The sequence below is a fragment of the Flammeovirga sp. AWQ4_249 genome, from assembly GCF_056161045.1.
Genome location: NZ_JBSWYJ010000013.1, coordinates 20,936 through 36,497, shown reverse-complemented (window position 1 = coordinate 36,497; position 15,562 = coordinate 20,936). Strand labels below are relative to the sequence as shown.

The 15,562-nt window shown below is 31.8% G+C and carries 12 protein-coding genes; 3 read left to right on the top strand and 9 right to left on the bottom strand.

Going from position 1 to position 15,562, the window contains the following annotated elements; all coding sequences use genetic code 11:
* Positions 1 to 274: 274 nt before the first annotated feature.
* On the bottom strand, positions 275 to 1,567 hold the full coding sequence (hemL, locus tag ACXAHM_RS11895; RefSeq protein ID WP_474960661.1) for a glutamate-1-semialdehyde 2,1-aminomutase: 1,293 nt from the start codon (positions 1,565 to 1,567) through the stop codon (positions 275 to 277).
* Between the two features lie 215 nt (positions 1,568 to 1,782).
* On the opposite strand from hemL, the gene ACXAHM_RS11890 reads away from it, so the two are divergent.
* Together ACXAHM_RS11890 and ACXAHM_RS11885 are read left to right on the top strand one after the other, a co-directional pair.
* Positions 1,783 to 2,421, top strand: coding sequence for a hypothetical protein (locus ACXAHM_RS11890; RefSeq protein WP_474960660.1), 639 nt, complete (start codon positions 1,783 to 1,785; stop codon positions 2,419 to 2,421).
* 3 nt (positions 2,422 to 2,424) lie between these two features.
* The gene (locus tag ACXAHM_RS11885) at positions 2,425 to 3,747 is read left to right on the top strand and encodes an ABC1 kinase family protein (RefSeq protein ID WP_474960659.1); all 1,323 of its coding nucleotides are present in this window, start codon (positions 2,425 to 2,427) and stop codon (positions 3,745 to 3,747) included.
* Here the strand turns inward: ACXAHM_RS11885 and ACXAHM_RS11880 are convergent.
* The 8 genes from ACXAHM_RS11880 to ACXAHM_RS11845 all read right to left on the bottom strand — a co-directional run bounded on the left by ACXAHM_RS11880 (position 3,744) and on the right by ACXAHM_RS11845 (position 14,966).
* Positions 3,744 to 6,602 carry a hybrid sensor histidine kinase/response regulator gene (locus ACXAHM_RS11880; protein ID WP_474960658.1) on the bottom strand — a complete coding sequence of 953 codons (2,859 nt, stop codon included), beginning with the start codon at positions 6,600 to 6,602 and terminating at the stop codon, positions 3,744 to 3,746. The genes ACXAHM_RS11885 and ACXAHM_RS11880 overlap by 4 nt on opposite strands.
* Positions 6,603 to 6,763: 161 nt before the next feature.
* On the bottom strand, positions 6,764 to 8,224 hold the full coding sequence (locus tag ACXAHM_RS11875; protein WP_474960657.1) for an NADH-quinone oxidoreductase subunit N: 1,461 nt from the start codon (positions 8,222 to 8,224) through the stop codon (positions 6,764 to 6,766).
* Positions 8,225 to 8,239: 15 nt separating this feature from the next.
* Positions 8,240 to 9,988, bottom strand: coding sequence for a complex I subunit 4 family protein (locus ACXAHM_RS11870; protein ID WP_474960656.1), 1,749 nt, complete (start codon positions 9,986 to 9,988; stop codon positions 8,240 to 8,242).
* 30 nt (positions 9,989 to 10,018) lie between these two features.
* Positions 10,019 to 12,076, bottom strand: a complete 2,058-nt coding sequence (locus tag ACXAHM_RS11865) for an NADH-quinone oxidoreductase subunit 5 family protein (protein ID WP_474960655.1) — start codon at positions 12,074 to 12,076, stop codon at positions 10,019 to 10,021.
* Positions 12,077 to 12,095: 19 nt separating this feature from the next.
* A complete protein-coding gene (gene nuoK, locus ACXAHM_RS11860) occupies positions 12,096 to 12,404 on the bottom strand; it encodes an NADH-quinone oxidoreductase subunit NuoK (protein WP_474960654.1) in 309 nt (102 codons plus the stop codon).
* A 50-nt stretch (positions 12,405 to 12,454) separates the two neighbouring features.
* A complete protein-coding gene (locus ACXAHM_RS11855; RefSeq protein WP_474960653.1) occupies positions 12,455 to 12,931 on the bottom strand; it encodes a hypothetical protein in 477 nt (158 codons plus the stop codon).
* An 86-nt stretch (positions 12,932 to 13,017) separates the two neighbouring features.
* On the bottom strand, positions 13,018 to 13,725 hold the full coding sequence (locus ACXAHM_RS11850) for a response regulator transcription factor (protein ID WP_474960652.1): 708 nt from the start codon (positions 13,723 to 13,725) through the stop codon (positions 13,018 to 13,020).
* A 158-nt stretch (positions 13,726 to 13,883) separates the two neighbouring features.
* A complete protein-coding gene (locus ACXAHM_RS11845; protein ID WP_474960651.1) occupies positions 13,884 to 14,966 on the bottom strand; it encodes a nucleoid-associated protein in 1,083 nt (360 codons plus the stop codon).
* 237 nt (positions 14,967 to 15,203) lie between these two features.
* Here ACXAHM_RS11845 and ACXAHM_RS11840 point away from each other — a divergent pair, with 237 nt between their 5' ends.
* Positions 15,204 to 15,524 carry a DUF3467 domain-containing protein gene (locus ACXAHM_RS11840; RefSeq protein ID WP_474960650.1) on the top strand — a complete coding sequence of 107 codons (321 nt, stop codon included), beginning with the start codon at positions 15,204 to 15,206 and terminating at the stop codon, positions 15,522 to 15,524.
* Positions 15,525 to 15,562 lie beyond the last annotated feature (38 nt).

Below are 15,562 nucleotides of genomic sequence, written 5' to 3'. Positions count from 1 at the left end.
ACTATCAAAGCAGAGAGTATATTGCTCATTTGAATTCCAACGAATTCAAAAAGTTTTGGCAATGTAACAAAAAGTGTAGCGAAAATAAAACCTAAACCAAGATCAATGAACATCTTTTCTTTGTCAGAAAACTCAGTAAGGTTCTTTTTTTTACATATTGGACATTTTGACTTATCCAATCGAAAACCATAGAGCAAAAGATGTTGCCACTTATATTTTTTACAAGTGACAACTTCTTTTGGTTTATAAAATCCTTTTTTTCGTTGACTCATAATTAAGCAAGAGCTACGTCTAAAGATTTTTCTATTGCTGAAAGAATGTGTTTTAGATTTTCTTCTGTTAAAGCAGTTGACATAAACCAACTTTCATATTGTGATGGTGGTAAATAAACCCCATTATCTAACATTGCATGGAAGAATTTACCAAACTTTTCAGTGTCTGTTGTTTGGGCATCAGCAAAATTATTCACTCCTTTATCTGTAAAGAAAATACAGATCATTGATCCTAATAATGTTACATTATAAGGCAAGCTTTTTTCTTCTAAGATTTTTTGAATACCTTCTGCTAAAAATTTACCCTTTTCTTCTAATTCTGTATAGACTTCTGGATGCTCATTTAAATGACGTAGCATTGTTAAGCCTGCAGCCATGGCAACTGGATTACCTGATAATGTTCCTGCTTGATAAACAGGTCCTGCAGGAGCTACATACTCCATAATTTCTTTTTTACCACCATAAGCACCTACTGGCATACCACCACCGATGATTTTACCTAAGGTAGTCATATCTGGTTTAACATTAAATACTTCCTGAGCACCACCTTTTGCTAACCTGAAGCCTGTCATCACTTCATCGAAGATCAATACAATACCTTCTCTATCACAGATATCTCTCAGTTTTTGTAAATAATTATCTTTTGGTATTACTAAGCCCATGTTACCAGGAACTGGCTCAATGATAAGTGCTGCAATTTCATCTTTATTTTCAGAAACTAGTTTTTCAATTGCATCTACATCATTATATGGTGCTAGCAATGTATCTTTTGCTGTTCCTTCTGTAACACCAGGGCTATTTGGTACACCCATTGTGACCGCTCCACTACCTGCTGCAATCAAGAAAGAATCACCATGACCATGATAACAACCTTCAATTTTGATAAACTTATCTCTTCCTGTATAACCTCTAGCTACTCTGATAGCAGACATTGTTGCTTCAGTACCAGAGTTAACCATTCTAACTTTTTCAATTGAAGGAACCATTTCGCAGATTAGCTCTGCAATTTCAATTTCTTTAGCTGTTGGTGCTCCGAATGAAAGTGAATCACTTACAGCATTTTTTACAGCTGAAGTAATTTCAGGATTGGCATGACCCAAAATCATTGGACCCCATGAATTAATTAATTCAATGTATTTATTATCATTTTCATCGATCATGTAGGCTCCCTCAGCTCCTTTTATAAATAATGGAGTTCCTCCTACTGATTTAAATGCTCTCACAGGTGAATTTACACCTCCGGGGATACTATTTTGAGCTTTTGAAAACAAAGCTACGCTTTCACTGTTGTTCACGATAAAAAGGTTTGTTATTTTGTAATAGTACAAAGTTAATTAAACCGATGACAATAGTAAAATATAGTATTAATAGTATCTAATTGTTGATATTTATTCGAAAAATAAAAAAGAAACCCCCGAAAATCAGAGGTTCCTTCCACTTTAATAAACTAAACTAACAAACAAACTTCGGTTATGAAATTAACATACATTTATTAAAATACCTAAACAATATGAGTGAAATTTTAAAAAAAATAGAATTATCTTATATCAACTTTATTTTGTCTAATAATCGACGTCCAAAATCGATTAATGAGCTAATTCCAAATGAGTTAGAAGAGAATAAAAGTGAGATAACTGAAACGTTTAAAGATCTAGATTTAATAGAAACTAGAATTTGGGAAAGTGGAATACAAACCGCTATCTCTCATTCTGAAAATGATCCAAATTATGATGAGTATACTGTTAGAGAAAAGTTGTTATCTTTTTTCTATAATTACATTGAAGTAATCAAAAAGGATGAAGCTTTTTATAAATACACTTCAAACATTCATTCCCCTTTCGAGTTATCTATAATGAATGATCGAACAACTTTTCTCAAAAATGTGTTTTTAAAAAGTATTCAGAAAGTTATTCAAGAAGGAATTGATACTGGTGAAATTGCCGATAGATATTTCATATCAAACTACTACAGTGATATTGTATTCTATCAATCTATATTCATCGTTAAATTTAGTTTGTCTGATGATTCTAATGAAAAAGAAAAGACAGACGAAGCAATTGAAAAGAGTGTAAATGCAATTATGGATTTGCTTGAACCTAATTTTACAGATTCAGCCTTCCTTTTTGCAAAGTTTTTATTTCAGAAGTAAGTTATGAGTGACGTTAAAAATAAAATCCAAAAAAGTATACCATCTACAAGAACACAAAGGGTAAGTAAATTTGTGAAAGTAGGTGCCAAAGTAAGTTCAAATTACTTAAAGCACTACGCAAAAAGTGTTCTGGATTCAAATTATGATAGAAAAGCAGAATTAGATCAAGAAAATGCAAATGATGTATATGAAGCTTTGAGTGAATTAAAAGGTAGTGCTTTAAAAGTAGCTCAAATGATGAGTATGGATAAGAACTTACTTCCTCAAGCTTATGTGGATCAATTTCAAATGTCACAGTATTCAGCTCCTCCCCTTTCATTGCCTTTAGTGAATAAAACATTCATGAAGGCTTTTGGTAAGGCTCCATACGATATATTTGATACTTTCTCAAAAGAAGCTGTAAATGCAGCTTCCATAGGTCAAGTTCATTTGGCTACAATAGGCGATAAAAAGTATGCAGTTAAAGTACAATATCCTGGTGTCGCTGAAAGTGTAAGCTCTGATCTGAAGCTAGTAAAACCTATTGCTGTTAGGATGATTGGTTTGAAAGAAAAGGATGTTGAGCATTATATGGAAGAGGTTGAAATAATGCTTCTTTCAGAAACAGATTATGAATTGGAATTAGAACGTTCTGTAAAAATTTCAAAAGCTTGTGAACATATCTCCAACATTCATTTCCCCAACTACTACCCTGAATATTCTTCCAAAAAGATATTAACTATGGATTGGCTTGAAGGGATGCATTTAAATGAGTTTATCGAAACAAATCCAAGTCAAGAAGTTAGAAATCAAATTGGTCAAGCTTTATGGGATTTTTATGATTTCCAAATACACAAAATGAAAGAAGTTCATGCTGACCCTCATCCCGGTAATTTCCTTATGAAAGAAGATGGCAGTATGGGTATTATCGATTTTGGATGTGTAAAAGAGATTCCTGAAGTTTTTTACACCAATTATTTTGAGTTAATGAGAGGTGAAAATTTATCTGATCCAGAGAAACGTAAAGTTGTGTTCAGTAATATGAACTTCATTTATGATGATGACTCTCAAGATGAAAAAGATAAACTTGATAAGCTTTTTACATCAATGATAAATATCCTTTCAAAACCCTTTCAGAATGATCGTTTTGATTTTGGTCAAAAAGAATATTTTGACGAGATAGCAGCCTTAGCGGATGATCAAGAAAATCAAAAGTTATTAAGGAGTTCAAAAAAACCACGTGGATTGAGAGATGGTCTATATGTCAACAGAACATATTTTGGGCTATACTCTATGCTTCACGAGTTGAATGCTGAAATTTCAACTAAATCATATTTCTTTGATTAAAACAAGTCAACATTCTTATCACTTGCAATTGCTTCAGATAAGTTATCAATATATTTGTTGAAACCAGTGTCATATTCTTGCAAAATCATTCTAATTGATGTAAGTCTTGACAACTTATGATCAATGCTTAATGCTTTTGAAGTTGTTAATTCCCTAATCTCTTGAATTAATTCTTGATGATGAATTGTATCAAAATACTTATATGAGGTACTATTTTCCTTTAATAAATATTTTTTTAAAACATTAATAAGATCATTACGATCAAGTGGTTTTGTAAGATAATTATTAATTCCTACTGAAAAAGCCTTGAATCTCTTATCCCAAAAAGCATCTGCAGTTAATGCAACAATAGGCGTTTCTATACCTTTTTCCCTAACTATTTCTGAAGCTTCTATACCTCCTAAAACTGGCATATGAAGATCCATTAATATAAGATCGTATTTCTTTTCTAAAATTAAATCAACAGCCTCTTGACCGTTTTCTGCAATTTCAATGGCTAAAGAAAGTTGTTTAAATAATGCTTTCATCATAAACTGATTCATCTTATTATCTTCAACAACGAGAACTTTTGAATCCGTTTCAAAACTAACATCACCTACTCTACCATTATTTTCCAAAGAATGTGCTTCCTCTAGCACTAATAAAGGTAATTGAACAATAAAAGTGGCCCCTTCCCCTTCTATACTATAGACTTTAATTTGTCCCTTTAGCATTTCTACTAACTTCTTTGTTATGGCTAATCCTAACCCTGTTCCTCCATATTGTCTTGTCACAGAATTATCAGCCTGTTCAAATGAATCAAAGATTACATCTATTCTATCCTCAGAGATACCTATTCCTTTATCCTTTACTGAAAGTTGTAAACATTCTTCATTGGATGAAATAACAATGTTTATTTCAGTATCTTTTTTAGTGAACTTTATTGCATTACTCAATAAATTTGTTAGAATTTGTCTAAACTTAGTACTATCTGTTACAATCTTATCAGGTACATTATTATCAATTTCATAAGATAAAGATACATTCTTTTCTTGAGCTGAAGGCGTATGAATTTTTGTAGTTAGATTAATAAAACTTCTTAGATCCATTGTCTCTAAAAAGATTTGCATCTTTCCAGCATCAATTCTAGAATAATCCAGAATATTATTAATCAATTCAGATAAATATTCACCATTGAAATAAATATATTTTAGCTGTTCAATAAATTCATCTGATAAGTTTTCTGAGGAAGATTTTCTATAAAGAATATTACTTAATCCAATAATCGCATTTAATGGAGACCTTATTTCATGGGAAATATTGGCTAAGAACATACTTTTTGCCTTATTAGATTCTTCTGCTGAGTTCCTAGCTTTTTCTAATTCTATCTCAACACTTTTTTGATGTGTTAAATTCCAACACACTCCATGCATTTCATAAGTACCATTTTCAAACCTTGAGCGTCCATAAATTTGGATATATTGTTCTCCTCTTAAACTATGATGAATCTTAACTGATAGATTTATATTATGTAACTCTCCAATTAAAATCTTCTTAAATAGACTAATTACATAAGCTCTATCTTCTTTATCGACAGTATTCAAAACTTGTTTAATAAGATTATCCTTATTGAATTCGTGAATACCAAAGAGCTTACTGATCTTTCTATCCCATGAAAATTTCTCAGAAGATGTAAAAGACCAAGTTCCAATATTAGCTGCATTTAATGCCAGGTCTAACTTTACTTGTTGTTGATCTAATTCGTATGTTCTTTCTCTTACTTTTTGTTCTAATGAACTATTTAGATTTTTAATTTCAATTTCATTTTTCCTCTTTTCTGTTATATCTAAGTTATAAACTGCGATAGCATATACTTCTTTATTAGAATTAATCAGAGGAGAAAAAACGGATTGTAGTACTAATCCATTTTCAAATTGAAATTCTGATTCTAAGGTTTCACCATTTGTAAAACCTTGTTGTAATGGATCGAAAAATCTTTCGAAGAAATCTTTATATATTGACTCTTGTATACAGATATTTTCATTAATATTAATATTAAAGGTCTCTTCTAGTAGTTTCTTAAATTTTGAATTAAAAGAGATCAGATTAAAATCTAGCCCTATTGAAAAGATATAATTTTTAGAGCTTTCAATTAATACTTTTGTTTGTTTATGAGCTTCTAATAATGCTTTTTCTGCTTCATATTGCTCGGTACTATTTTCAATAAAAACGATTTCTTGAACATCTTTATCATCTCCAATTTTCTCGCTTCTCAAAGTAAATATTTTCTCATCTGAGTTATAATATTTAACCTTTTCACCTTTTATCGAAATCTTTCCTTTAATTTCAAACAATTCTTCAATAGACATCCCGAGAAGATCATGCATCTCCAAACCTAACAATACAGTTGCTGTATCGTTTGCATCAATAATTGTATTATTAGTAATGACTAAAGCCCCTAAGTAGTTATAATGAAATAGTTGCTTGTATTTTCTTTCACTTCTTTTTAGGTTCTCTTGAGAGACAATATGTTCAGTAACATTTCTAACTACTACAGAAACTCCTATTGTTTCTCCTAAATTATTAATAGGATTGTATGTCGCTTCAAAATAAGCTCTCGTAAAGTTATCCTCATCGCCGTAAGAGCGAATAACAGAATAATTTTCTCCTTTTAAAGCCCTTCTTATATCTTGTTCAGCCACATCAGCATCATCATTGACCCTCATGTAATCTAGAATATTCTTTCCTAATTCAATTTTCTGACCATAAACAGATTTCATTGTTTCAACGTGTGCATTATTAAATGCTAGATAATTGAATGACTTGTCAACAGAAAAAATTACATCAGGTGAGTGTTCCATCAGTAAATTCAACATTCTTAAATTTCTTATTTCCTTCTGAACGGTCTTTTTCTGATGCTTAAGTGACCTAAAATAAAAAATGATCAGTAATGCTACAAGGCCTACTGAGAAGGATAATAAAATGGCAAATAAGAATGAATTAATATACATAGATGGTCGCTAAAAAAATCACCCCATCATAATAATATCGATGGAATTAAGAATGTAATTAATAAGAATAGCCCTAAAATAATAATAATTCTTGATAAAGTAGGATTAATATCCATTTCAACTTTATGATTCCTTTTATACATGAAATAAGGTATTTTCATGTAATAGACGAGGGATATTGCCGTATTTAATAAACCTAAAAATAATGCTACTAGATAGATAAAATCCTTATTTTGATTATACAATTCCCAAAGAGAAGTGAAAATCAATAATTTACCCATAAAACCTGCTAAAGGAGGTAAACCAATTAAGGATACGACTACTAAAACAATTGCAGGGCCCCATATTTTTGCATTGCTTGACCAGCCAATACCTTCTAAGTCCTCTAAATTATCTGAAGACTTAACTCTTTCTAACTCACCAATAAAATAGAATATGGCAAAATTTGCAATAACATATACCCACAAAAAGTAAAACAAAGCATTCATTGCGATTTCACCCTTGTTAAGAATGGCTACAATGAAAAATCCTGCATTGGCAATTGAACTATATCCCATTAACCTTCTCAAGCTTTTTTGATACAAAGCTGCAAGGTTACCTACAAACATAGAAACAGTTGCTATAACCAAAATAAAATAAGGCAGAAAATCTTGTTGAATTAAATCTAACTCATAAAAGAACCTATACAAGAATACTGTCGCACCAACCTTAGGAACCGTAGAGAAAAAAGCAACAGCTTCTATAGGGGCAGATTGATAAACATCAGGAACCCAAATATGCATTGGAAAACCTCCTAATTTAAACAACAAGCCCATCATAGTAAGAATAATTCCGACAGTAAAAAGTAAAGATGAATGTGTTGTTCCTTCTGCTATTCCTTGCAAATCTACTGCTGTTGATAAGCCATATAAAATAGAAACACCATATATAGTAATTGATGTTGCTACTGCTCCAAATAAAAAGTACCTAACAGCAGCCTCAATACTTTTCTTATCACCCTTAAATGCAGTTAGAAGATAAGAAGGTAAAGACATTAATTCTAAAGCAAGAATAGCAACGATAAAATCATTCGCCATTGTCATTACGTGAGCACCTAGAAGAATTCCTAATGATAGAATTATCCACTCACTTTCTCCTGAAAGTTTAGTTCGTGTTTTAGGTTGAAAACCTGTATTGATGTATAACTGAATATACAATAAAAGTACACCAACATCTTCTAGAATACGTAATTTGATACTCCAAGAATCTTGTACTAATGCAAATAACATCAATTTAATTTGTGCCGCTTCAGTAAAAAGGGAAAGATAAACAATATCGAAAATTACACCTATTACAGCTATAATATAGAGAACTTTTTTTTCTATTTTCCCTACAAATAAATCTGCAATAAGAATAAAAATTAATAGGACTGCAATCCAAACTTCTGAGAAGATAAAAGGGATGCTTTCTATGATATCATTTAATTTCGATAATAAACCTTGTTCCATATCAAATACCCCTTCTTAAGCCCCAACAATAACTTTTATATACTCTAAACCGACATAGTTTGTAAACTCTACAAAAACGGTTACACTTCCTTCGATTAGATTAATTAGTAATTTAGGGTAAACACCTAAAATTAATGTAATGATCGCTAAAGGAGACAACATGATTAATTCTCTTGAAGTTAAATCCTTTAATTTTTCTTTTACAGACTCATCTTTTAAATAGAACTTACCAAGGAAAATTCTTTGCATTGCCCATAAGTAATATGCTGCACTTAATACTAAACCTAAAGTAGCCACAATTGTCATCCATCTTGGAATTAAGTTATTAACAGCAGAAGAATTAAATGCCCCTAAAAAGACGAATAATTCAGCCATAAAACCTGAAAAACCTGGTAAACCTAAAGAGGCGAAAAAAGCAATTGTAGCTAACATAGTATATCTCGGCATTTTCGAAGATAAACCACTATAATTTTCTATTTCTAAATTACCAGTTCTATAATACAAGACACCTGCAATTAAGAAAAGTGCTGCCGAAATAATTCCATGAGAGAACATCTGAAAGATAGCACCTGAAATACCTTCAGCAGTCAATGATGCAATACCTAACATTACAAATCCCATATGAGACACAGAAGAATAGGCAATCATCCTCTTTAGATTATGTGTCCCCAAGGCAACAAAAGCTCCATACAATATTGAGATTACTCCTCCTAGAGCGATATACCATGCAAAATGATGTGCCCCGTCAGGGAAGATAGAGTAAGCGATTCTTAACATTCCATAACCACCAATTTTCAATAAAATCCCAGCTAAAACCACTGAAATGGAAGTTGGTGCTTCAACGTGTGCATCTGGAAGCCATGTATGTAGAGGTACAACTGGCAACTTAATTGCAAACCCAGTAAATACCATTAAGAATGCCACAAATCGAACATGAGTACCAAATAACATCGCTCCTGAATCAAGGGAGAGAATAGCGTTTGGGATATAATTCGAAGCATCCATCATATGGATTAATGAAAAAGTTCTTACTAAGTTGGACTGTTCTATTTTACCAGAAACAAGAAGTACATGTACCTGGTCTAAGATAGCCGGAGTTACATTTTGAACTGAATCAACAAGACCTACCTGAACTGCTGTAGCATATGGATCAATAACTGACGCTGCTAAAGCAATCATAATTACCAAAATAAATATTGATCCAACTAAAGTATAAATAAAGAATTTTATAGAGGCATATTCACTATTCTTTCCTCCCCAAATACCAATTAAGAAGTACATAGGAAGAAGCATAAATTCAAAGAATAAATAGAATAAGAAGAAATCAAGAGCTAGGAAACAACCCATAATTGTTCCACTTAACAATAAATAGAGAGAATAAAACCCTCTTCTTTTTTGGTTGATTTCTAGTGATGATATTGCTCCTATCAGCATTACTATTGCTGTTAGTAAAATCATTGAATTACTAAGTCCATCAATACCCAAAGAATAATCGGCTGATAGTTTACCAAAAGTTCCTAAGTTTAAAGTAATCCATTCTAAATTTTCAAGGTATTGAAACTTATCTAATGAAAGAATACCATTCATTTCATCGGATAAACCTACATAACCCAACATTAAATAAGAGGCCACCAACAACTGAAATGCATTGATAGCGATTGTAATTTTACCAAATTGAGGTTTTAAACTATTTGGCAATAATAAAATTACAAATGTTCCAAAAATTGGAGTAAATACTAATAATGTGAGCAATAACTGCGACATAATCAATCTATAAACTTTGTTAGTTACTAGTTATAAAAGTTTGATAATTCCAATGACCATAAATAAAAGTACTATTGACCAAGCGATCATACTCTGTACTCTTTCTCCTTGTGGTTTTCTGAAAACATCTCCCAAAAGTGATAAGAACTTTGTAAATAAAGTGACAGCACCATCTACAATCGCTCTATCAAACCAAGCTAAAACATGACCAAATACGACATTGGTTACAGCAAAAGCTTTTACAAAAAAATCAACTACTTTATCATCAAAACCTCTTGCAAATTCTGATGTATGTATCGTTGAATAAACAAAATATTCATCTGCATGAGGTATTTTTTCTAATTTTGAGGCGGTGAATAATGTTGCTGTAACTGAAAGATCATAACCTTTATCAACATATCCAAAATGGTAAGATAAGTTATAAAGAAATGATCTTTTTAGACTTTTCTTCATCTTATTAAAATACCCTTTGAAATAAACAAGGTAACCTAATAGAACACCTAAAAACACCATTGAAATAGATAACACAACCCCTAAAGTGTGAACTGACTCTGAATCTACATTTATCAGTTTCAAACCCTCTTGTAACCATGAGTGTGAAGTATCAAAAGGTGAAACAGTGTAGATAAACCACAAAGAAAAACCACTTAATACAACTATAGGGACATTCATTCTATAATTTACTTCTTTGGGTAACACAAGACAGTCCTTACACACTTTATGTTTAGAAATACCCAAATCACCAAAAAACACTTGATATAATAATCGAATAGAATAAAATGCAGTGATAGCCGCCCCAGAAAAACTAAGAATTGCAGTCGCTTTCCAATAAAATCCTTCTGTTGTTGCTTTAAGTAAATTAGATGCTAAAATTGCATCTTTTGATAAAAATCCTGAAGTAAATGGAAGGCCCATTAAACCTGATAAGCAGATAGAAAAACCAATAAAAGTAATTGGCATATATTTTTTAAGGCTCCCCATCCATCGGATATCTTGAGGATCAAAACCTTTACAAATATCACAAGATACTTGATGTATACTATGAATAATGGCGCCTGCTCCTAAAAACAACCCTGCCTTAAAAAATGCATGAGTCGTTAGATGGAAAATTGCTGCTTCAGGATCTCCAACACCAATTCCCAACATCATATATCCTAATTGTGATATTGTTGAATAAGCTAAGATTCTTTTAATATCGTATTGAGAAACAGCAGCAAAAGCACCTAAAAATGCTGTAATCGCTCCTACTAAACCAATAATTTGTAGAACTTCTTCTGGTAATAAGAAGAAGCACCTTGCTAATAAATAGATACCTGCAGCGACCATTGTTGCTGCGTGTATCAATGCTGATACAGGTGTTGGTCCCTGCATTGCATCAGGTAACCATACAGATAAAGGTAGTTGCGCAGATTTACCCATTGCAGCCATCATTAACCCAATACCGGCTAATAGCATAGGAAATGTCGTTAAATATTCAGGTCTTAGCAACTCTGACATTTCCTTAATACTTAATGTCCCGAATTGAGAATATAAAGCAGCAAGCGCTATCATTAAACCCGCATCACCTATTCTGTTGACAACAAAAGCCTTTTTTGCAGCCTTAATAGCTTCCTGTTTTTCTTTCCAAAAGCCTATTAGCATATACGAACAAAACCCTACCAATTCCCAGAATAAGTAAAGCATGATCAGGTTATCACTGACTAACACCCCAAACATGGAGAAAGTAAAGATATTTAGTAGCGTAAAATACTTTTTATATTGAGGGTCTCCCTGCATGTAAGCAGATGAGAAAATATGTACAGCTAGAGAAATAATAGATACCATGACCAATAATAGAGCACTATAGGTATCGATCTTAATTATTGTCTGAAAAGAAACTTCTCCAATAATAAACCATACGCCAGTAAAAGTTATTGGTGTGACAAACCATGCTTGATAAAAAAGACATAGATTACCAAGTAAACTAACACCAATTATTGAAGTAGCTATCTTATCGGCATATAGATTTCCTTTTTTAATAAAAAGTATAAGTGCTCCTAATAATGGAGCAAGTAGTGCAATCGAAGTTATAGTTTCTATAAAGTCCAAAAAGCTTGTTTATTAAATTCTATTCTTCGATGAGCTCATTTACATTATGCAAATCGACAGAACGGAAATATTGAAATAAGCGAATAATCAAAGCCAATGCAACACACACTTCTGCAGCGGCTATTACAATAATAAATATCGCAAAGACAGTTCCTTCACCTAGAGAGGGATCTCTATGAGTGAAAGCTACAAGATTAATATTTGCTGCGTTTAGCATAAGTTCTACACCCATCAAAGCTACAATTGCACTTCTTTTGGTAAGTGCGATTGCTAAACCAATGCTGAATAAAAATGCAGAACCTAACATATAATATGAAAATGGAATCATATCTTTTTGTTTGTTTCTAAGAACAAATATGACTCTATTATTAAGAGAATTCAAATAAAAGAAGGTATTCGTGCGAATATTTCTTCTTTCGGTTGATCACTAATTGTTATTTTATCAATTTTCATCCCTTTTTTTAAGAAATTTAATTTTGGGTGATGGTCAACAGCAATCATTCCAATAGGTGAACAAACACCATCAAAGTGTTTTGCAGTACTATTATCCAATACGACCATTAAACGGTCAGAAACATGATTTTCATCTGCTCCAACAAAAGAAAGAAAGCCATCATGATGAGGTTTTACATTATGATCTACTCTAGTTAAAGGTCTATCACTATAATTTATCATTTCATTCGTCGGAGCTATCTTAAAATGTCGATCATCTATCTTATATTGAATTTCCCAGTCATCAAAGACATTTTCCTCTACAAGTCTTTTAAACTTCTTTGCTGCAATAGGTACATCTTCCTTTGAAAATAAAAAAAAGTCAAATGCCTCACCATCTATAATAAATTCCGCTATCAGCATTCCTAGATCATTTTGTTCTAAAAAAGTAAAAATAAAAAAAGCCTGACAACATAAAGTCATCAGGCTTCAAATATATTTTTTATTCTTTAGTCTTGAACTAAGAATTTGAATCCAATACCGTGAACATTTAAGATTTCAATAGTAGGATCATCTTTTAAGTATTTTCTCAGACGAGACATGAATACATCTAAAGAACGACCTTTATAGTAATCATCATCTCCCCAAACTTCTTGTAAAATATACTCACGCTTAATTAATGAATTACGGTGACGATGTAAGAATCTTAATAATTCAGCTTCACGTGTAGTTAATTTTCTAGTATCGTCTCCAATACTCAATTTCTGATAAGGGAAATCTAAGATATAGTTACCAATGTTGATTTGGTGTGGATCATCTTCATTACCAACTTCTACTTTAGGCTCAGACTTTTGACGTTTTAAAATCACTTCTATACGAAGTAATAATTCTTCAACGTTAACAGGCTTAGTTACATAATCATCAGCACCAATTCTGAATGCTTTGATCTTGTCCTTAGGTAAGTTGTTTGAAGACATAAATAAGATCGGAATATATGGATCTTTAGCTCTAATTTCTTCTGCTAAAGTATAACCGTCTTTATGAGGCATCATCACATCCATGATAATTAAATCATAGTCTGCTTTCTCATATTCTTTCATGCCTTCCACTCCGTCTTCGGCATGGTTTACAGCGTAACCTCTGATGTCTAAGTATTTTTTAACAAGAGAGGCTATAATTCTATCATCCTCTACAAGAAGAATCTTTACTGCATCCATAGTATTTTTTTATATAAGTTTATGTAATGATGTATTTTGTTTCACTTTGTACAAAACAGATATACGCAATAACACTTGAGAAGTTTTAAATAACAAGTTTAAACAAATGTTAATTGCGTAAAAAATGTTATAATACAATTTATTCTTAGTGATATTCATCACTCTTCTTCATTGAAGAATATCATGTAATAATTCATATTTCGCTCAGAATCAAAGCCTTTTTCCACATTTTGCTCATTTCCGGAAATAGTGATATTAATCTTCTTATCTAATTTGATAATACTTTTAAATTCTTTCTTTGACTTACGAACAGCTTCTTTGGAAACTTTGAATTCGTCAAACATTGGAACTTCTTTTTTCTCCTGAAAATCGACTTTATACTCTTGAAAAGCCTCTATTGCTTCAGGTTCTTCAATCACATTATTTTCGAAATCGACTACATTAAACTCCTCTTTATCGTTAAAATACTTTAAAGAGCGATTTAATAAATCAATTTGAGCTGGTTTTTCAACAGCATGATCTTCGTTAAATACTTCTTCTACAAAACCAACACACATATCAAGGTAGTTTTTGGTATGGAAGAAATTATCCTCTCTTGCTTTTAGTTGAAGATAAGCTTCTTTCCAATATAATGCTTCGACTGACCTTGTAGGGCTATCTTTTAGCATCACTTTAAAACCTTTTTCTTCTTCACACTTAAAAATTAAACAGCCTTTATCTAACTTTTTTACACTTACACCTTCACTTTGTTCTAATTCAAAGTTTCCAATATCCGTTTTTTCTCCAACCTTAAGGAACATTTCTTTGTGCTCAGCTTTGAATAGACCAATAGCATCTACCACATCGCCATCCACAACGCAATCTCTAAGCATTGCTACAAAAAATTCACCTCCTTTAATTCTTGGATGTGTTGAAGCTTCATATAAAAGTTCAGCCATTTCTCTAGACCTTGTCATAAATTGTTCGAAGGGATTTGAGAAAATAGCCTCTGCAGCTATGAACATTTCATTTTCAGTAAAAGTTTCTTTTCCTTCAGGTGCATCAAAATGATACATAGGTCCTGGCTTGAAGGATTTCAAGAAATAATCCATTACTGATTTATATAAAGGGCTATGGTTTTCAATCTCAATTTCAAACTCAGCTAGCTCGATAGGTTCCTCCTGTGTTTTATTGCCAACTTTATGAATTACAAGCTGGGATAACTTAACATTCGATAGATCGAACGATTTTATTTTACTCATTTTCTAACTACTAGGATATTTTAAGAGTAGGTCCACCTTATTTGGAAACCCAAAAAACTCTCAATATTAACAAATCGAACTTACAATCTTTCATGGAGAAAACAAAAAAAATCCTATCAAGTATTAACAAAACATGATCATAGAATTGGAATTTTGTTTTACATCCCATTTTTTTGAACTTTAGCTAATAAAATTAGTTCAAAAGAGATTAATTAACGCATTTAAAATATTTATAAAATGGATCAAGAAAAGAAACCCGAAAATCAGATTAATATTGAATTAACTGATGATGTAGCAGAAGGTGTTTATGCAAATTTAGCAATGATTGCTCATTCAAATAGTGAATTTGTGATTGATTTTATCCGCATGATGCCTGGCGTTCCAAAAGCAAAAGTAAAATCAAGAATTATCCTTACTCCTGAACATGCTAAAAGATTATATATGGCATTACAGGACAACCTAAAGAAATATGAGGCACAGTTTGGTCCAATTGGTAAAACTGAAGAAGCTCCTAAATTTCCAATGAATTTTGGAATGACAAATACAGATCCACAATAAAGAAAAAGGGATGAAGTTGTTTAACCTCATCCCTTTTT

What these genes read in the sequence shown, in the direction of transcription:
- ACXAHM_RS11890 (WP_474960660.1), top strand. Translation starts at nt 1,783, where the DNA reads ATGAGTGAAATTTTAAAAAAAATAGAATTATCTTATATCAACTTTATT.
- ACXAHM_RS11885 (WP_474960659.1), top strand. Translation starts at nt 2,425, where the DNA reads ATGAGTGACGTTAAAAATAAAATCCAAAAAAGTATACCATCTACAAGA.
- ACXAHM_RS11880 (WP_474960658.1), bottom strand. Translation starts at nt 6,602, where the DNA reads ATGTTGAATTTACTGATGGAACACTCACCTGATGTAATTTTTTCTGTT.
- ACXAHM_RS11875 (WP_474960657.1), bottom strand. Translation starts at nt 8,224, where the DNA reads ATGGAACAAGGTTTATTATCGAAATTAAATGATATCATAGAAAGCATC.
- ACXAHM_RS11870 (WP_474960656.1), bottom strand. Translation starts at nt 9,988, where the DNA reads ATGTCGCAGTTATTGCTCACATTATTAGTATTTACTCCAATTTTTGGA.
- nuoK (WP_474960654.1), bottom strand. Translation starts at nt 12,404, where the DNA reads ATGATTCCATTTTCATATTATATGTTAGGTTCTGCATTTTTATTCAGC.
- ACXAHM_RS11855 (WP_474960653.1), bottom strand. Translation starts at nt 12,931, where the DNA reads ATGCTGATAGCGGAATTTATTATAGATGGTGAGGCATTTGACTTTTTT.
- ACXAHM_RS11850 (WP_474960652.1), bottom strand. Translation starts at nt 13,725, where the DNA reads ATGGATGCAGTAAAGATTCTTCTTGTAGAGGATGATAGAATTATAGCC.
- ACXAHM_RS11845 (WP_474960651.1), bottom strand. Translation starts at nt 14,966, where the DNA reads ATGAGTAAAATAAAATCGTTCGATCTATCGAATGTTAAGTTATCCCAG.
- ACXAHM_RS11840 (WP_474960650.1), top strand. Translation starts at nt 15,204, where the DNA reads ATGGATCAAGAAAAGAAACCCGAAAATCAGATTAATATTGAATTAACT.